Consider the following 18,154-nt stretch of genomic DNA (forward strand, 5'->3'; position numbering starts at 1 on the left):
ACGTCACAGTTCAACGATTGCGATTTTAAGGATAGCTCGCGATTTGAATCGCCGCTGCCTATTACAAGATCATCCAGCCCATCGCGATCAGCCCGAGATCGCCAGCCGCTCCTGGTGGTAGCGACGTACGGCGGCGAACCAGAGCACGGCGGCCAGACCGAAGCCGGCGGCCAGGTACACGCCCCACATCTGCGCACTGATGGTCTCGTGGCGGATGATCTTGAGCAGCATCTGGTTCTGCGCCAGGAACGGCACGGCGAACTGCCACAGCTCGCTCTTCAGCGGGTACACCATCAACGCATAGCTGGGCAGCATCGGCAGCAGCATCAACCAGGTCATGTGGCTCTGCGCTTCCTTCATGCTCTTGGCGGCCGCCGAGAGGAAGGTCAGCAGCGAGGTGCCGATGAACAGCATCGGCGTCATGATCAGCAGCATCTGCATCATCGGCAGGAAGCCCATGTTGAGCTGGCGTCCGGGGCCGGTGGTGGACAGCTGCGCGCTGAGCTTGAAGGCAAGCAGCGTGAGCAGCAGCGAGGCCATGCCCACCGCGCACGCAGCGGTGATCTTGCCGCTGACGATGGCGCTGCGCGACGCCGGCGTGGCCAGCAACGGCTCCAGCGACTGCCGCTCGCGCTCACCGGCGGTGGTGTCCATCACCAGGTAGGCGCCGCCCAGGAACGAGGTGATGATCAGCAGCAGCGGCAGCAGCACGGACAGCAGCAGGCCACGCTTGGCTTCGGCCGTGGCCATGTCCTGGGTGGCGATGTCCAGCGGCCGCGCAACCTGGGCATCGATGCCGCGGGCGAGCAGGCGCAACGCACCCACCTGCTGGCTGTACCCGCCCAATGCGGCTTCCAGACGCGAGCTGGGAATGTCCGCAGCGCGGCGCGTGCTGTCCTTGACGATCTCCACCAGCGCCGGGCGGCCTTCCTGCCAGTCCTTGGCGAACCCGGGCGAGATGCGCAGGGCGACGTCGATCTTCTGGTCGCGGATGGCGGTGGTCAGGTCCTGCGGTGCCGCCACCGTGTTGAGCCCTTGGGACGCCAGGAAGCGCACCAGATTCGGCGCGTGCTCGGCCCCGATCGTGGCGATCTCCAGCGGCTTGTCGATCTGCGATTTGACCCGGCTTTCGGCCAGCTTGCCCATCCCCAGGAACAGCAGCGGATACAGCAGCGGCCCCAGCAGCAGGGTCAGCGCGAGCGTGCGACGGTCACGCGAGAGGTCGCGCAGTTCCTTGCGCATCACGATCCACAACGTAGCGAACGAACTCATGCGTGCAACCCCTCTTCCGAACCGATCGCCTTCACGAAGGCATCTTCCAGGTTGGTTTCCCCGGTCTGTGCGCGCAGCTCATCGGCGCTGCCGGCCGCCATGACCGTGCCCTTGGCGATGATCACGATGTGGTCGCAGAGTGCGGCCACCTCCTGCATGATGTGGCTGGAGAAGATCACGCAGCGGCCCTCTTCGCGCAGCCCGCGCAGGAATCCGCGCAGTGCCCGGGTGGTCATCACGTCCAGCCCGTTGGTGGGTTCGTCGAGGATGACGTTGCGGGGGTCGTGCACCAGCGCGCGCGCGATGGCGGTCTTGGTGCGCTGGCCCTGCGAAAAACCGTCGGTCTGGCGGTCCAGGATGTCTTCCATGTCCAGCGCCTGCGACAGCACCTTGGTGCGGTCGCGGATCTGCGCGGCGCTCATGCCGTGCAGCTGGCCGAAGTAGGCGATGTTCTCGCGCGCGGTCAGACGCTTGTAGACACCCCGCGCATCGGGCAGCACGCCCAGCTGGCGGCGCACGGCCACCGGGTCCTTGGCCGCATCGATGCCATCGACCATCACCCGGCCCTGGTCGGGCGTCATCAGCGTGTACAGCATGCGCATGGTGGTGGTCTTGCCGGCACCGTTGGGGCCGAGCAGGCCGGTGATGCGGCCGTCTGTGGCCTGGAAGCCGACGTTCTCGACGGCCTTGATCAGGCCGGTCTTGGTCTTGAAGGCCTTGTGCAGGTTGTCGGCGACGATCATGGTTCCCATCCGTTGAACGAAGTGAAGGCCGGCACCGGGCTCAGTGCGTCCAGGCAGCTGGCGTCAAGCGCCTTGGCATCGGCGCTGTCCACGAACTGGCCCAGCAGGCGCGGCATGCAACCGGCGTTGATGGTGCCGTGGCCCTGGCCCTTGGCGAGCAGGTGGCGACCGTTGGGCAGCTGCTTGAGCACCTGTTCGGCGTAGCGCGGCGGCGTGACCGGATCGAACTGGCCCGACAGCAGCAGCACCGGCAGCGGCGAGGCGAACGGCGCGGTGAAGTCCTTCGGGCGGCTGCCCACGTTCCATACCGGGCAGGCCGCGAAGAACATCCGCGACACATCCGGGCCCAGCAGGCGATCAGAGGCCGCCGGTTCCTGGTAACGGTCGGCGTCTTCGGCGCAGATCACCGACCACTGCATGCCGCGGTTCATCTGCACGCCGAGGCTGCGCCCGGCCAGCCGGCTGAGCGACATCAGCGGCGCATAGCGGCCGTGCCCCGCCTCGTCCAGCACCACCGGCAGCAGCGAAGACAGCTCGGGCATGTACGAGAAAGCGAAGGCCAGCCCGGTGACGGTGTCGGCGGTCAGCACGTCGGTCTTGACCTCTGCGGTGCCCGGATCGCGGTACTCCACCTGGACCGGCGCAGTGGCCAGCGTGGTCATCACGTTGCGCAGCTGGGTGCGGGTATCCACCGGGAAGCGCTTGGCGCAGGCGGCATCCTTGCGGCACTGCGCCGACTGCAGCGCGATGGCGTCTTCGAAGGTGTTGGCGAAGTCGCCACCGACCACCAGGTCGTTGGGCGCCACGCCGTCGATCACCACGGTGCGGGTGTGCTGCGGGTAGCGCGCGGCGTAATGCTGGGCGACACGCGTGCCGTAGGAACCGCCGACCAGGTTGACCTTGTCCACGCCCAGCGCGGCGCGCACGGCGTCGAGATCGCCGATGGCCTCGGTGGTGGTGTAGAAGCGCGTGTCCGCACGGTCCTTGAGCGATGCAGCGCAGCGCTGCGCGTACTCGGCGATCAGCGCCGTGGTGGGGGGCGCGTTTTCGTCCAGCGGCAGTTCCTTGCCGTCCGCACCCAGGCAGGTCAACGGATTGGATTTGCCGGTGCCACGCTGGTCGATCAGGAAGATGTCGCGCTGCTTGCGCACCTCGCGCAGGGCCTGGTTGATCGGTGCGGCCACTTCGGTGGCGGCCTGGCCGGGACCACCGGCAAGGAAGAACACCGGGTCCGCCTTGCCCGCCCCCTGGTTGCCGACTTCCAGCCAGGCGATGTGCACACCGATCCTGCGGCCGTCGGGCGCCGCCGGATTCTCCGGTACCTGCAACGTCGCGCACTGGGCTTCGACATTGGCACTGGCCTGCGCGCTGGTCAGCGTGCAGGGCTTGAACGCGAGCGTGCCGTAACTACGGCTGGCGCCGGTGCCGTCCGACGCGGTTTCCGGCGCGGGCGCATTGCAGCCGGCGCACAAGGCCACGGCCAGCACCCCGGCCAGCCTCAACTGTTTCCTGGACATCTTCCCTGCTTCCCCTTGTTGAAAGTCATGCCACCACGACGAACCCGCGCGGCGGATGTGACTCAACTTACACGGACGCCGCGCCGGCGGCGACGGCCACAGGGCATGCCTCCGCGTCGGCCCGGGCACCGACGGCCCGGTCGCGCCCGTCGGCCTTGGCCTGGTAGAGCGCAGCGTCGGCGGCGGCCAGCAGCCCGGCCAGATCGCCCTGGCCGGTGTCGGCCGCCACCCCGATGCTGGTGGTGACCGGCACCGCCGTGCTGCCCACCCGGGCCGGCGCCGCCTGCAGCCGGCCGCGCAGCTGGTCGGCCCACGCCAGCGCCTGTGGGGGCGTGGCATCGGGCAGCAGCAGCACGAACTCCTCGCCGCCATAGCGCCCCAGCAGATGCGGCCGGTCTGCCACGGCGGCGGCCAGCACCCCGGCGAAGTTGCACAGCACCTCATCGCCGGCCAGATGGCCCCAGCGGTCATTGATCTGTTTGAAGTGGTCCACATCCAGCAGCAGCAACGCCAGCGGCCGTTGCTGCTGCCGGCATGCCGCCAGCAGCGCTCCGCCATCGGCCAGCACCGCGCTGCGGTTGAGCAGGCCGGTCAGCCCGTCGGTGCGCGCCACCCGGCGCAGGTCGACCAGCATCCGCTCGACCAGCAGCAGGACCAGCGCGAAACAGCGGGCCAGCTCCAGCATCACGCCCGCGATGTAGGTCAGGAACATCGGCGAGCCGGTGCGCAGGATGTCCTCGCCCGCGTCGGGCGCCACCGGCAGGAACAACCGGACCAGATACACCGCCCCTTCGGCGGCGAACACGGCGGCGGCCAGGCGGCAACTGGTGCGCTGGGCCGTGGGCGCGTACCGCAGCAGCAGCCTCACCATCCAGCCATTGAGCAGCACCGCGAACAGGCTGAACACGTCCAGCCGGATGGCCAGGTTGGGAAACGGGATGAGAAACACGGCGATGCCGGCCATGAACAGCGCCGCCAGCGCCAGCGGCTGCCAGAGCGGCAGCCGGTAGTCGAGATGGCGCGCCACCCCGCACAGCATCAGCACGCCGGCAGCGGCGATGGTCGCGTTGCCGAGCAGAATCGCCGGCACCTGCGGCAACTGCGCGCGCAGCCCCAACAGGGTGACGCTCACCGCCAGCAGCCACAGACTCAGCATCCACAGACGCAGCACCGGCTGGCCGCGCAGCACCAGCAGCAACAGTGAGAACCCGATCGCGATGCCCACGCACAGCAGGTACCCGATGACGGCGACGGTAGGAAAATCCAGGGTCATGCAGCCTCGCGCGCCAGAGCGGCGCGCGCATCTTAGCGTGGTTGGCCGGCGGCCGACGCCGGGTACACCGTCTCAACGCGCAGCGCGCCGGTCAGGTCCAGGTCCCGCGCCTGGCGTCCGCGCCGTGACGTGACGTGCTGGCGCGGGCGTTCGATATCGAAGATGGTATCGCTGACCGCCCAGCCCTGAGGGGCGTGACCGCTTTGGGCTACCTTCCCAAGGTACGGAAGAAAACACACGGAAAGGATGGATCCCGCCCATGAAACGAATGATGACAACGTCCATGCTGCTCGCAGCTGCAGTTCTGCTTTCCGGATGCTCGGAGCCGCAACCTGAGGTCCAGTGTGGCGGCGAGGTACGCTTCCACGAAACCAATGCGACGGAAGCAGATGCAATTCTGCAAGCCGTGCGTAGGGACTCCAGGAACTATTGCGTGGAAAGCGGCAGCGCGTGCGACTTTTTCGTGTCGAAGGACGACATTACCTGGACCGTAATGGCCCTCGTTCCCTCTGCCCACGAGGGCCGCTGCATATACGGGATTGGATTCGACAGGACCTACATTTACGACACATCCGGGCGCCTGCTGCGTGTCAACCCGGGGATCTGATCCATTCCGCCGGATCACGCGCGGCCGGGGTAGCAGGCAGTCTCGACGAATGTCCCGGTGAGCTTCCCGTCGTGGTCCACTTCCCGGGCGCCCACGATCGCCTCCGCTTGGGCGGCCGCATCCCACACGTTCAGGGGGAGTCTGGCGGGATTTCCTGCGGCAGCCGCGGCCGGCAGGGCGCCGGTTGGGGCAGGTGCCGGCCAGCGGCCGGCACGCCCGTTTGGCCCGGGTGTTACTTGCTGCTGACGTACTTCTCGCGGCGCACCTGCGGGGTCGGCAGGCCGGCCTCTTTCAGGGCCTCGAACGTGGCATCGACCATGTCCGGGTTGCCGCACAGGTAGGCGATGTCGGTGGCCGGGTTCGGCGCGAACTCGACCATGTGCTGCTGGACGTAGCCGTGGCGGACATCCGGATGCGGGTTCTCCGGCAGCTCGCGCGACAGGCACGGCACGTAGCGGAAGCCCGGGTGGGCGGCCGCGAACGCGTAGAAGTCGTCGCTGTAGAGCAGTTCGGTGGGGGTCCGCGCGCCCTGCAGCAGCACCACCTCCACGCCGCGCTCGCGCATGGCGGTGGCCAGCAGGGGCAGCATCGAGCGGTACGGGGTGACCCCGGTGCCGGTGGCGATCAGCAGGTAGCGGGCGTTGTGGTCGCCCGGCATCAGGCAGAACCGCCCGAACGGACCGCTGGCGGTCACATGGCCGCCGATATCCAGGCCCTCGAACAGGGCCGTGGCGGCCCCGCCGGGGACGAAACTGACGGCGATATCGACCGCGTCGCCGGCGCCGAGGGCATGGTCATGAATGGTCGCCAGCGAGTAGCTGCGCTTGGTGGCAGTGCCATCGGCGTACTCGAAGTGGACCTGGATGAACTGGCCGGGCTGGAAATCCAGCGGCTGGCCGTCATCGCGCAGGAACTGGTAGTGGCCGACGGTGGGCGCCAGCATCCGCCGGTCGACCAATTTGAGAGGAAATTGAACAGGCACGTGTTCGGGACAGTGTGTAGCCGGGGCAAGCCCTCGGGGCCTTCTATAATAGCCGCTCCCCGCCCCTATCCAGCGCCGCCCCTGGGCGCGAAGGCAAGAGCTTGGCTTCCCAGAACACTCCCGCGTCCACGACCGCCCCCGCCCTGCGGGTGCGCGACCTCCGCAAAACGTACGACAACGGCACCCAGGCGCTGAAAGGCGTTTCGCTGGACGTCGCCCCGGGCGACTTCTTTGCGCTGCTGGGCCCCAACGGCGCCGGCAAGTCGACCCTGATCGGCATCATCAGCTCGCTGGTGAATCTCAGCGAGGGCCGGGTCGAGGTGTTCGGCAGCGACCTGGTGCGCGCCCGCAGCGCCACCATGCGGCTGATCGGCCTGGTGCCCCAGGAGATCAACTTCAACCTGTTCGAGAAGCCCTTCGACATCCTGGTGAACTACGCCGGTTTCTACGGCGTGGCCCGCGCCGAGGCCGAGAAGATGGCCGAGGAAGAGCTCAAGCGCGCCCACCTGTGGGAGAAGGCGCAGGTGATGAGCCGCACGCTGTCCGGTGGCATGAAGCGCCGGCTGATGATCGCCCGCGCGATGATGACGCGCCCGCGCCTGCTGATTCTGGATGAGCCGACCGCCGGTGTGGACATCGAGATCCGTCGCGACATGTGGCGCGTGCTCAAGGAGATCAACGCCGCCGGCACCACGATCATCCTCACCACGCACTACCTAGAAGAAGCCGAGCACCTGTGCCGCAACCTGGCCATCATCAACCACGGCCAGATCGTCACCCAGGGCCCGATGCGCGAGCTGCTGGCCAAGCTGGACGTGGAAGGCTTCCTGTTCGACATCGACGGCACGCTGCCCGCGCAGCTGCCGGTGATCGACGGCGCCACCCTGATCGCCACCGACGGCCACACGCTGGACGTGGACATGCCGCGCGCGATGGACCTCAACCGGGTGTTTGAAACCTTGAACGCGGCCGGTATCCGGGTGCGCTCGATGCGGACCAAGAGCAACCGCCTGGAGGAGCTGTTCGTGCGCCTCACCGGCAACCAGGAGAACGTGGCATGAGCAGCACCCCCACCCCCGTCCTGACCGACGGCCAGCGCAACCGCATCGCGCTGATGACCATCGTGCGCCGTGAAGTGGCGCGCATCCTGCGCATCTGGGGCCAGACCCTGGTGCCGCCGGCGATCACCATGACCCTGTACTTCCTGATCTTCGGCAACCTGATCGGTTCGCGCGTGGGCGAGATGGGCGGCTACAGCTACATGCAGTTCATCGTGCCGGGCCTGGTGATGATGAGCGTGATCCAGAACAGCTACGGCAACATCAGCTCGTCGTTCTTCGGTGCCAAGTTCGGCCGACACGTGGAAGAACTGCTGGTCAGCCCGATGCCGAACTGGGTGATCCTGTGGGGCTACGTGTCCGGTGCGGTACTGCGCGGCCTGATGGTCGGCGTCATCGTGCTGATCATCGCCATGTTCTTCACCCCGGTGCGCATTCCGCATCCGCTGGTGACGCTGACCACGGTGCTGCTGGGGGCGACGATCTTCTCGCTGGCCGGCTTCATCAATGCCGTGTACGCCAAGAAGTTCGACGACGTGGCGATCGTGCCGACCTTCATCCTGACCCCGCTGACCTACCTGGGCGGCGTGTTCTACTCGGTGAAGCTGCTGCCGACGTGGGCCGAAGCGGCCACCCATGCCAACCCGATCTTCTACATGGTCAACGCATTCCGCTACGGCCTGCTGGGCACCAGCGACGTACCGCTGTGGGTGGCCTACGCGCTGATGATCGGCTTCGTGGTGGCCCTGACCGCCCTGGCCCTGTGGCTGCTGCGCCGTGGCGTCGGCATGCGCAGCTGACGTAGCGCCGGCCGCTGGCCGGCCCCAAAGCACAGGTAGTGCCGGCCGCTGGCCGGCTCCAAAGCACACGTAGTGCCGGCCGCTGGCCGGCTCTCGAAAACAAGGAACAGTGACGATGCGCATTCTGGTATTGGGCGCCGGTGGTACCGGCGGTTACTTCGGCGGCCGGCTGGCCCAGGCCGGCGTGGACGTGACGTTCCTGGTGCGCCCGGCACGCGCGGCGCAGCTCGACCGCGACGGCCTGGTCATCCGCAGCCCACTCGGCGACGCGGCGTTCCCGGTGCGGCACGTCACTGCCGAGGCGCTGCCCGCGCTGGCGGCGGCGCAGCCGTTCGATCTGGTGCTGCTCAGCTGCAAGGCCTACGACCTGGACAGTTCGATCGACGCCATCGCGCCGGCGATGTCCTCGCGCACCACGGTGCTGCCGATCCTCAACGGGCTGCGCCACTACGCCGCGCTGGATGCCCGCTTCGGCCGCGATGCGGTGCTGGGCGGGCTGTGCTTCATCAGCGCGACCAAGGCCGACGACGGGGCGGTCCTGCACCTGGCGCCCCCGGCCAAGCTCACCTTCGGCGAGCGCGACGGCACCGGCAGCAGCGCGCGCGTGCTGGCCCTGGCGGCCGCCTGCGTGCAGGCCAACGTGGATCACGTGGCCAGCGATGCCATCGGCCAGGAGCAGTGGATCAAGTACACCTTCCTGACCACGTTGGCGGCATCTACCTGCCTGATGCGCGCCGATGTCGGCACGATCGTGGCTACCGACGATGGCGCAGCGATCGTGCGCGGCCTGTACGACGAATGCCTGGCCGTGGCCGACGCGGCCGGCGAGCCGATTCCGGACAAGGCCCGCGACGCGGCGCTGGGTGCCACCACCCAGGCCGGGTCAACGCTCAAGGCCTCGATGCTGCGTGACCTGGAGGCCGGCCGGCAGGTGGAGGCCGGGCAGATCGTGGGCGACATGCTGGCCCGCGCGCGCGCCGCCGGGCAGTCGGCACCGCTGCTGGCGGTGGCCTACGCGCACCTGCAGGCCTACCAGCGCCAGCGCGACGCCTGAGCATGGACACCGCCGCGCCGGCGCGCGTGCTGGTGCTGGGCATGGGCTACAGCGGGCGGCACCTGGCCGCCCTGCTGCAGGCCCAGGGCATCGCGTGCAGCGGCACCGTGCGTGACCCCGGCACGGCCGCCGATGACGGGCTGACGCGGTATCGGCTGGCCGACGGCATGCCGGTCGATGAGGCGCTGCGCGCGGCGATCCGGCGCGCGGACGCGATCGTATGCAGCGTGCCGCCGGAGGATGCGGGCGACCCGGCGCTGCGTCTGCTCGGCGAGGCGCTGCAGGATGCACCTGCACTGCGCTGGGTGGGCTACCTCTCCTCCACCGCCGTATACGCCGACCGGGACGGTGGCTGGATAGATCTGAACGCCGTGGCCGATGCCACCGACGCGACCGCGCTGAGGCGTCTGCAGGCCGAACGGCAGTGGCGCGCGTTCGCGCAGGCACGCGGCATCGCCTCGGCGGTGTTCCGCCTGCCCGCCCTGTACGGTCGAGGGCGCAACGCGCTGGTGCAGCTGGCACAGGGCAAGGCCCGGCACGTGGTACGGCCCGGGCTGGTATTCAACCGGCTGCATGTGGAGGATCTGGCCGGTGTGGTGCTGGCGGCGATGCGACGCCCACAGGGGCACGCGCTGTATCTGCCCGCCGACGATGAACCGGCCCCGCCGCAGGACGTGCTGGCCCATGCCGCGTTGCTCAGTGGCCTGCCGCTGCCCGCCGCGCAGGCCTGGGATGACCCGGCCGTCCCCGCCTCGCTGCGCCGCTTCTACGCCAGCAACAAGCGCATCGACAGCCGCAGCACGCGGGAGGCGCTGCAATGGCAGCCGACATTCGCGACGTATCGCGACGGTCTGGCCGACGCCTGGGCAAACGGCGACGGCCACCGGTAGCCCACGACCGCGGGGCCTCAGGCCACGTCAGGCAGGCGGAAGAACGCGCGCGTGGCCGCCGTCGCATGGGCGGCCGTGGTCTCCACGTCTTCGCCCCGATCACGCGCCAGCTCCTCGACGATGTGCGACAGGAACATCGGCTCGTTGCGGCGGTCCTTCGGCATCGGCTTGAGCGAGCGCGGCAGCAGGTACGGCGCGTCGGTTTCGATCATCAGGCGGTTGGCCGGGATGTGCTTCACCAGCTCGCGCAGGTGGCCGCCACGACGTTCATCGCACAACCAGCCGGTGATGCCGATGTACCAGTCCTGGTCCAGGTAGTCGAACAGTTCCTGGCGCTCGCCGGTGAAGCAGTGCACCACCGCCGCGCCCAGTTGGCCGTCAAAGTTCTTCATCTGCGCCATGAAATCGGCGTGCGCATCGCGCTGGTGCAGGAACAGCGGCTTGCGCGCCCCATCGGCAGCAACCACGTCGGCCGCCAGCTGCAGCTGACGCTCGAAGGCGCGGTGCTGGGCCGGGCGCGGGGCGAAGTCACGGAAGTAATCCAGTCCGCACTCGCCCACGGCCACCACCTCGGCATGCGCATGCAGCGCGCGCATCTCCGCATCGCATTCGTCGGTGTATTCCACCGCGTGGTGCGGGTGCACGCCGGCGGTGGCATACAGGAAACCGGGATGCTGGCGTGCCAGGTCCAGGGCCATCGGCGAATGCTCGCGGCTGGCGCCGGTGATCACCATCTGCACCACCCCGGCGTCACGGGCGCGCGCCAGCACGGCGTCGCGGTCGCGGTCGAAGGAGTCGTGGGTGAGGTTGGCGCCGATATCGATCAGATGCATGGGGCTGCTGCGGGACGGGAAACCCCGCCATTGTAGCGGCTCGCCGCGCGGACTCAGTCAGCCCGCGCGGGTGCCAGCAGAACCTCCACCAGTTCCCGCGACAGACCGGCCAGCCGCAGCTGCCCGCCGTGCTGCTGCACGGTGATGAACGGCGCGTCGCCGCGGACGAAGCGGTCATCGCCGGGCACCGGCGTCAGGCCGGCCGTGCCCGGCAGCTGCAGGTACCACACCTGCGCACAGGTCGCCTCCAGCGCGGGCTCCGGTTCGGGATAGAGGCCACCGCGCCCGATGACCGTGGCCGTGCGCAGCAGGGTCAGCAGGTGGGCCAGCAGATCGCTGCGCCGCTCGCCGGGCACGTCCAGGGTGTCGGCAAATGCCTCGGGCGCGGTGCTCATCGCCATCAGCGCGGCACTGGCGCGCGATGCCGGCACTACCGTGGCGTCCACGGACCGGCCAGCGTCCACCTGCGCCTGCCAAAGGGCGTCACTGGCAGCGTGCAGGTACGGCTGCATGTCCTGCGCGAAGCGCTGCTGCCAGACGTCGAACTGGCGCTGTGCGGCGGCCCGGTCCCATGCCGGCAGCGGACAGCGCGCGGGCCGGTCATGGCGCTCCCAGTGCGTTGGCAGGCCCAGCGAGGCGCAGGCCGCGCAGACCATCCCGCCGGATGCGTCCTGCACGAAACGCAGGTGGCGTGCTCCGTCGTTGCCGCAGCGGTCGGCGTCGTCGAGCAGCAACTGGAAGCCGTCGGCCTGCCGGCACAACGCCAGGAGGTTCCTGCGGCGGTCCAGGGTGCTGCCGGTCAGCACGTTGGTCATGAGGTAGGCGACGTCGTCGTCCAGCTGCACGCTCGGATACACCGCCTCGCGCAGCGTGCCGTCGGCCACCGCGCGCCGGATCGCGGCGTCATCGCTCAACCCCACCGGCAGATAGCGCGCCTCGATCCGGGCGCGCACCAGCATGGCCCAGTGATTGCCGTCGTACGGCGCGTTCAGCGGTGCGCCGGCATCCACCGGTTCCTCGGCGAACGTGGCAAACGACGCGACCGCGCACGAGACCAGCACCAGCAGCACGCGTACAACACCGAGCATCCAGATCTACCGTGGTTCCGGGGCGGCACAGGGAACCACGCCGGCCGCGCGCTGGCAATGCGCAGCGGTGCGGACGCCGTATCCTACTGCGATGAGCACCCCGATTTTCCCGATTGCCGCACTGCTGCCCCAGGTCCTGAACGAACTGGAGGCGCACACGCGCCTGGTGCTGGAAGCGCCACCCGGCGCAGGCAAGACCACCCAGGTGCCGCTGGCGCTGCTGGACGCGCCGTGGCTGCAGGGCCGGAAGATCATCATGCTCGAGCCGCGCCGGGTGGCCGCGCGCAGTGCCGCGCAGTTCATGGCGCGCCAGCGCGGCGAAGAGGTCGGCGGAACGGTGGGCTACCGCATCCGGTTCGAGAACAAGGTGTCCGCACGCACCCGGGTGGAGGTGGTCACCGAAGGCATCCTGACCCGCATGCTGCAGGACGATCCGATGCTGGAAGGCATCGGCGCGGTGCTGTTCGACGAGTTCCACGAGCGCCACCTCGCCGCCGATCTCGGCCTGGCGCTGGCGCTGGATGTGCAGGCGCAGCTGCGCGAGGACCTGCGCATTGTGGTGATGTCGGCGACGCTGGATGGCGAGCGGCTGGCGCAGTTCCTCGACGCGCCGCGCCTGAGCAGCGAAGGGCGCAGCTTCCCGGTGGCGATCAGCCATTTCCCCGCCCGCCGCGACGAAGCGCTGGAGGCGCAGGCCCGGCGCGCGGTGGAACAGGCGCTGGCCGAGCATCCTGGCGATGTGCTGGTGTTCCTGCCCGGGCAGCGCGAGATTGCCCGCACGCAGGCCGCGCTCGAGCAGGCGCTGGCGTCGGCGGTGCAGGTACTGCCGCTGCACGGCGAGCTGCCGGTGGAACAGCAGAGCCGCGTGCTGCAGCCCGATCCGCACGGTCAGCGCCGCGTGGTGCTGGCGACCAATGTGGCCGAATCGTCGGTGACCCTGCCCGGCGTGCGCGTGGTGATCGATGCCGGCCTGGCGCGCGAGCCCCGCTACGATCCCAACAGCGGCTTCGCGCGCCTGGATGTGGTCAGCATCGCGCAGGCCTCGGCCGATCAGCGCGCCGGACGCGCCGGACGTGTCGCGGAAGGATGGGCGTGGCGGCTGTGGCCGCAGTCGCAGCGGCTCGAAGCGCAGCGGCGGCCGGAGATCGCCCAGGTCGAACTGGCCTCGCTGGCGCTGGAGCTGGCCGCCTGGGGCAGCGACGACCTGCGCTTCGTCGATGCGCCGCCGGTGGGCGCGCTGGCCGCCGCGCGCGAGCTGCTGCAGCGGCTCGGCGCGATCAGCGACAGCGGCGCGCTCACCGCACCCGGCCGGCGCATGCTGGCGCTGGGTACGCATCCACGGCTGGCCGCAATGCTGTTGGCCGCCGGCAACGGCGAGGAGCAGGCACTGGCCTGCGACCTGGCCGCGCTGGTGGAAGCACGCGACCCGCTGCGCCAGGGCGGCGATGCACTGGCCGCACGCTGGCGTGCGCTGGCCGCCTTCCGGCAGGGGCGCGCACCGCACGACGCCAACCGCGGCGCGCTGGCCACCATCGATGCGGCCAGCAAACAGTGGCGGCGCCGGCTGCGCTGCGACACGTTGCCCCCCACCTCGGTCGAGGCGCACCGCCTCGGCGATCTGCTGGCGCACGCATTCCCCGACCGCATCGCTGCGCGTCACCCCACCGATCCGCTGCGCTACCTGCTCGCCAACGGGCGCAGTGCGCGCCTGTTCGATCCCAGCGACCTGCGCGGCGAACCGTGGCTGGTGGCGGTGGAGCTGCGCTACGAGGCGCGCGATGCATTGCTGCTGCGTGCGGCACCGGTCGATGAGAACCGCCTGCGCCGCGATTTCCCCGAGCGGTTCAGGCAGGAAGACGTGGTGCGCTGGGACGCCGACAAGCGGGCGCTGGTCGCGCGCCGCGAAACCCGCTTCGACCGCATTGTGCTCGACAGCCGTTCGGCCGGCCGCGTGGATCCGGCGCTGGCCGCGCAGGCGCTGACCGAGGCGGTGGCCGAACTCGGCCTGGCGGCGTTGCCGTGGACTGACGGCCTGCGCCAGTGGCAGGCCCGCGTGCTGGGCCTGCGCAGCTGGATGCCGGCGCTGGAGCTGCCCGACGTTTCCGACGCCGCGCTGATGGCCACGTTGCCGCGCTGGCTGACGCCGGCGTTCGCCGGCCGGACCCGGCTGGACGCGCTGGACGAAGCCACCCTCGGCGACGCCCTGAAGTCGGCACTGCCGTGGGCGCAGCGCCAGCTGGTTGATCGCCACGCGCCGCTGCGCATGACCGTGCCCTCGGGCATGGAGCGCGCGATCCACTACGCCGTCGACGCCGACGGCAGCACCCCGCAGGCGCCGGTGCTGGCGGTGAAGCTGCAGGAGCTGTTCGGCCTGGCCGACACGCCGCGCATTGCCGACAACCGCGTCGCACTGACCCTGCACCTGCTGTCGCCCGGTGGGCGACCGCTGCAGGTGACCCAGGACCTGCGCAACTTCTGGGCCAACACCTATGCCGAGGTGAAGAAGGAGATGAAGGGGCGCTACCCCAAGCATCCGTGGCCGGACGACCCGTGGACGGCCACCGCCACGCATCGGGCCAAACCGCGCGGCACGTGAGGCCGGGCGTAACGCGCCGTGCGCATTCATGGCTGGCGGCTGACCGGCCCTGCGGGTGCGGCGACATCGCTGCACGCAAGCCGCTACAGTCGTGATCCGGCTGTGCGGAGCGGATAACACGCCCTACACGGCCCACGCGCGACACTGGACAGGAACCGAGGCAAAGGACCCCCCATGAGCAGATTGACCGTGATTACCGACCGCGCCCTCGAGCGCGCCCTGGACCTGGCCAGCAGTGCCGGCGACGGCCTCAAGCATGCCGGTACCAACCTGCGCCACTTCGGCCCGCAGGCTACCGACTGGATCAAGACCGGCGCCGCGCTGGGTGCGGTCAAGACCGGCAGCAAGGTGGCCGCCAAGGTGGTACGCCGCAACCCGGCCGTGACCATCGCCGCCGCCGCCGTCGGTGTCGGCCTGCTGGGCTACGCGCTGTACCGCAAGCAGCAGAAGAAGAAACTCGCCAACGGTGGCGTGGTCAACGGCCAGGCGCAGCGCATCAGCGCACGCAACCGCCGCAATGACACCGTGGTGGACGAGCACAGCGACATCGGCAGCGATGCCTGATCGCGCGGCGACATCTGCGTGACATCGGAACCGCCGGCACTGCCGGCGGTTTCTTTTTGGATCATCTCCCGCCGCGTCTCAGTCGATCCGCCGCCATTGCCCGGGTTGCAGGCCATCCAGCGCGTGTGCGCCCATCGCCACCCGTACCAGCCGCAGCGTGGGCAGGCCGACCGCAGCGGTCATCCGCCGCACCTGGCGGTTGCGCCCCTCGCGCAGGGTGATCGCCAGCCACGCATCGGGCACCGTCTTGCGGAACCGCACCGGCGGCGTACGCGGCCATAGCGTCGGCGGCGGTTCCAGGGATTCCACCCCGGCCGGCAACGTGGGCCCGTCGTTGAGCTGCACGCCCGCACGCAGCGCCTGCAGCTGCGCATCGGTGACAGTGCCTTCAACCTGCACCCAATAGGTCTTGTCGGCCTTGTGGCGCGGATCGGTGAGGGTATGCGCCAGGCCGCCATCATCGGTGAGCAGCAGCAGGCCTTCGCTGTCGTAGTCCAGGCGACCGGCGGCATACACGTCCGGCGGCAGCCCGAACCCGGCCAGCGTCGCGCGCGGCGGCTGGCTGCGGTCGGTGAACTGGCACAGCACGTTGAACGGTTTGTTGAAGGCGATCAGCATGGTGGAGAAGACAACGGGGGACGGGACATTGTCCCATCCCCCGGGGCCGTGCGACGCGTTGCCGGCGCGCGGCCGGCCCGGTCGGTTACTTGGCGGGTTTGACGAAGCGCAGGGTCATGCGGTCGCTTTCGCCGATGGCCTGGTACTTCGCCGCGTCGGCCGCCGCGTGGTTGTTGGACGGCGGCAACGTCCACACGCCGTTCGGATGGTCCTTGGTGTCGCGCGGGTTCGCATTGATCTCGCTGCTGCCGGCCAGCGTGAAGCCGGCGGCCTCGGCCATTGCGATCACCTGCTTCTGCCCGACGTAGCCGCTCTTGTCATCGGCCGGCACGTCGGCCTTGGCGCGGTGTTCAACCACGCCCAGCACGCCGCCGGGCTTGAGCACACTGTAGAAGCCCTTGAACATGCCTTCAGCCTGGTTGGCACTGCGCCAGTTGTGCACGTTGCGGAAGGTCAGCACCACGTCGGCCGAATTGGCGGGGCCAAACTGCGGCGCATCCGGGTTGTAGGCCACCACGCGGGTCTTGTCGTACAGCGCGGCGTTGCCGGCAAACTTCTTCTCCAGGCCATCGCGACTGCGCTGCTGGTAATCGCGGCCACGGCCTTCGGCGACGGCCATCGGATCCACCACCGCCGCCACGTAGGTGCCGTTGTCGCGCAGCAGCGGGGCCAGGATCTCCGAATACCAGCCGCCACCCGGGGTGATCTCGATGACGGTACTGCCCGGTGCCACGTTGAAGAACGACAGCGTCTGCGCCGGGTGGCGCCACGGATCGCGCTTGACGTTGGCCGGATCACGCCAGCTGCCCTGCACGGCGGTCTGCACGGCCGGGGTGATCGCGATCTGCGCGTTGGGGCCGGCCGGCTTGGTCGCCAGCGCCGGTGCGGACAGCAGCAGCGTGGACAGGGTGAACAGGCAGGCAGTGGTCAGCGAACGGGTTTTCATCGGCGGTTTCCTGGCGGCGGGTTGCGGCGAGACTAGCAGCCAAGGCGCCCCAGGTGTTCACAAAACGTTAGTGCGATGCAGCACGGCGGAACACTGTTTTGTGTCTGCTGCCGCAACGCGGTCATCAGCATCGACTTATCCTGTCGCTCTGGCTTTCAGAAGGATGACATCGCCCATGACTGCATCGCGCGAACTTGGCCGCTCCGGCCTTTCGGTCCACCCCATCGCCTTCGGCGGCAACGTATTCGGCTGGAGCGCCGACGAGAAGACCTCGTTCGCGTTGCTGGATGCGTTCGTCGATGCCGGCTTCAATCTGGTCGATACCGCCGATGCGTACTCGGCGTGGGTGCCGGGCAATGCCGGCGGCGAATCGGAAACCATCCTCGGCCGCTGGTTCACGCGCAGCGGCAAGCGTGACCAGGTGGTGCTGGCCACCAAAGTGGCCAAGTGGGCCGAGCGGCCCGGCCTGTCGGCCGACAACATCGCCGCGGCCGTGGAGGATTCGCTGCGGCGGCTGCAGACCGATGTGATCGATCTCTACCAGGCCCACGAAGACGACGAATCCACGCCGCTGGAGACCACCCTGGCCGCGTTCGGCCGGCTGATCGACCAGGGCAAGGTGCGCGCCATCGGCGCCTCCAACTACAGCGCGTCGCGGCTGCGCGATGCGCTGGCGGTATCGGCCGACTACACGCTGCCGCGCTATGAAACGCTGCAGCCGGAGTACAACCTGTACGACCGTGCCGGCTATGAAGCCGAGCTGGAACCGCTGGTGCGCGAGCAGCAGATCGGCGTGATCAGCTACTACTCGCTGGCCAGTGGTTTCCTCAGCGGCAAATACCGGCATGCCGACGATGCGGCCAAGAGCAGCGCGCGCGGCCGCAGCGTGGTCGACAAGTACCTCAATCCGCGCGGCCTGCGCATTCTCACCGCGCTGGACGACATCGCCGCCACGCACGGCGCCAGCGCATCGCAGGTGGCGCTGGCCTGGCTGATCGCACGCCCGGGCATCACCGCGCCGATCGTCAGTGCCACCAGCGTCGAACAACTCAAGGACGTGCTGGCAGCCGCGCAGGTGACACTGTCCGCGCAGGATATCGCGCAGCTCGATGCGGCCAGCGCCGAGGACTGACGCCCGCCGTGGCACCGTGATGAAACAGCCGCCGCGAGGCGGCTGTTTCAGTTCCGGCAGGCGCCCGACGCGCACGGGAATATGCTGGATAATAAAATAGTTTCAATAATCGCTTGCACACCGATTGAAACCCCGGTAATGTTCGCGCCCATCGCCGCAGCGTGCGGCATCCCTTCCCTTC

17 protein-coding genes are annotated in these 18,154 nt (G+C 69.2%); 8 read left to right on the forward strand and 9 right to left on the reverse strand.

The features are described 5' to 3' along the window. Positions 1-87: 87 nt before the first annotated feature. The 4 genes from ACO6VK_RS14105 to ACO6VK_RS14120 form a co-directional block, all read right to left on the reverse strand. Positions 88-1,272: an ABC transporter permease gene (locus ACO6VK_RS14105; RefSeq protein ID WP_422508142.1), complete on the reverse strand. Its 1,185-nt coding sequence runs from the start codon at positions 1,270-1,272 to the stop codon at positions 88-90. Beyond that, a complete protein-coding gene (locus tag ACO6VK_RS14110; protein ID WP_422508144.1) occupies positions 1,269-2,015 on the reverse strand; it encodes an ATP-binding cassette domain-containing protein in 747 nt (248 codons plus the stop codon). The genes ACO6VK_RS14105 and ACO6VK_RS14110 overlap by 4 nt, the downstream gene beginning before the upstream one ends. After that, positions 2,012-3,532 (reverse strand): alpha/beta hydrolase, encoded by a 1,521-nt coding sequence (locus ACO6VK_RS14115; protein ID WP_422508146.1) that lies wholly within the window; start codon positions 3,530-3,532, stop codon positions 2,012-2,014. Before ACO6VK_RS14115 ends, ACO6VK_RS14110 begins: the two co-directional genes overlap by 4 nt. Before the next feature lie 67 nt (positions 3,533-3,599). Beyond that, on the reverse strand, positions 3,600-4,805 hold the full coding sequence (locus tag ACO6VK_RS14120; RefSeq protein WP_422508148.1) for a diguanylate cyclase: 1,206 nt from the start codon (positions 4,803-4,805) through the stop codon (positions 3,600-3,602). A 259-nt stretch (positions 4,806-5,064) separates the two neighbouring features. Between ACO6VK_RS14120 and ACO6VK_RS14125 the strand changes: the two genes are divergently transcribed. Further along, on the forward strand, positions 5,065-5,412 hold the full coding sequence (locus ACO6VK_RS14125) for a hypothetical protein (RefSeq protein WP_422508150.1): 348 nt from the start codon (positions 5,065-5,067) through the stop codon (positions 5,410-5,412). Positions 5,413-5,644: 232 nt separating this feature from the next. Here ACO6VK_RS14125 and ACO6VK_RS14130 read toward each other — a convergent pair whose 3' ends face one another. Beyond that, positions 5,645-6,394: a ferredoxin--NADP reductase gene (locus tag ACO6VK_RS14130; protein WP_422508152.1), complete on the reverse strand. Its 750-nt coding sequence runs from the start codon at positions 6,392-6,394 to the stop codon at positions 5,645-5,647. Between the two features lie 101 nt (positions 6,395-6,495). On the opposite strand from ACO6VK_RS14130, the gene ACO6VK_RS14135 reads away from it, so the two are divergent. The 4 genes from ACO6VK_RS14135 (at position 6,496) to ACO6VK_RS14150 (ending at position 10,196) form a co-directional block, all read left to right on the forward strand. Further along, positions 6,496-7,455, forward strand: a complete 960-nt coding sequence (locus ACO6VK_RS14135) for an ABC transporter ATP-binding protein (protein WP_422508154.1) — start codon at positions 6,496-6,498, stop codon at positions 7,453-7,455. Then, entirely contained in the window at positions 7,452-8,252 is an 801-nt protein-coding gene (locus ACO6VK_RS14140) for an ABC transporter permease (protein WP_422508156.1), read from the forward strand. Before ACO6VK_RS14135 ends, ACO6VK_RS14140 begins: the two co-directional genes overlap by 4 nt. A gap of 115 nt (positions 8,253-8,367) precedes the next feature. Beyond that, positions 8,368-9,306 (forward strand): 2-dehydropantoate 2-reductase, encoded by a 939-nt coding sequence (panE, locus tag ACO6VK_RS14145; RefSeq protein ID WP_422508158.1) that lies wholly within the window; start codon positions 8,368-8,370, stop codon positions 9,304-9,306. Between the two features lie 2 nt (positions 9,307-9,308). Beyond that, positions 9,309-10,196: an NAD-dependent epimerase/dehydratase family protein gene (locus ACO6VK_RS14150; protein ID WP_422508160.1), complete on the forward strand. Its 888-nt coding sequence runs from the start codon at positions 9,309-9,311 to the stop codon at positions 10,194-10,196. Positions 10,197-10,213: 17 nt separating this feature from the next. Here ACO6VK_RS14150 and ACO6VK_RS14155 read toward each other — a convergent pair whose 3' ends face one another. Then, on the reverse strand, positions 10,214-11,029 hold the full coding sequence (locus tag ACO6VK_RS14155) for a TatD family hydrolase (RefSeq protein ID WP_422508162.1): 816 nt from the start codon (positions 11,027-11,029) through the stop codon (positions 10,214-10,216). Positions 11,030-11,082: 53 nt separating this feature from the next. After that, positions 11,083-12,117, reverse strand: a complete 1,035-nt coding sequence (locus ACO6VK_RS14160) for a hypothetical protein (protein ID WP_422508164.1) — start codon at positions 12,115-12,117, stop codon at positions 11,083-11,085. A gap of 91 nt (positions 12,118-12,208) precedes the next feature. On the opposite strand from ACO6VK_RS14160, the gene hrpB reads away from it, so the two are divergent. Both hrpB and ACO6VK_RS14170 read left to right on the forward strand, forming a co-directional pair. Continuing rightward, the gene (gene hrpB / locus ACO6VK_RS14165) at positions 12,209-14,713 is read left to right on the forward strand and encodes an ATP-dependent helicase HrpB (RefSeq protein ID WP_422508166.1); all 2,505 of its coding nucleotides are present in this window, start codon (positions 12,209-12,211) and stop codon (positions 14,711-14,713) included. A 174-nt stretch (positions 14,714-14,887) separates the two neighbouring features. Then, positions 14,888-15,277, forward strand: coding sequence for a hypothetical protein (locus tag ACO6VK_RS14170; protein WP_411852552.1), 390 nt, complete (start codon positions 14,888-14,890; stop codon positions 15,275-15,277). A gap of 78 nt (positions 15,278-15,355) precedes the next feature. On the opposite strand, the gene ACO6VK_RS14175 is transcribed toward ACO6VK_RS14170, so the two are convergent. Beyond that, positions 15,356-15,895 carry a pseudouridine synthase gene (locus ACO6VK_RS14175; protein WP_422508168.1) on the reverse strand — a complete coding sequence of 180 codons (540 nt, stop codon included), beginning with the start codon at positions 15,893-15,895 and terminating at the stop codon, positions 15,356-15,358. Between the two features lie 85 nt (positions 15,896-15,980). Next, a complete protein-coding gene (locus ACO6VK_RS14180) occupies positions 15,981-16,841 on the reverse strand; it encodes a class I SAM-dependent methyltransferase (protein WP_422508170.1) in 861 nt (286 codons plus the stop codon). A gap of 175 nt (positions 16,842-17,016) precedes the next feature. On the opposite strand from ACO6VK_RS14180, the gene ACO6VK_RS14185 reads away from it, so the two are divergent. Beyond that, a complete protein-coding gene (locus ACO6VK_RS14185; protein ID WP_422508172.1) occupies positions 17,017-17,973 on the forward strand; it encodes an aldo/keto reductase in 957 nt (318 codons plus the stop codon). Positions 17,974-18,154: the final 181 nt, after the last annotated feature.

Origin of the sequence: Stenotrophomonas sp. GZD-301, from assembly GCF_049310345.1 — a bacterium.
GTDB lineage: Bacteria > Pseudomonadota > Gammaproteobacteria > Xanthomonadales > Xanthomonadaceae > Stenotrophomonas.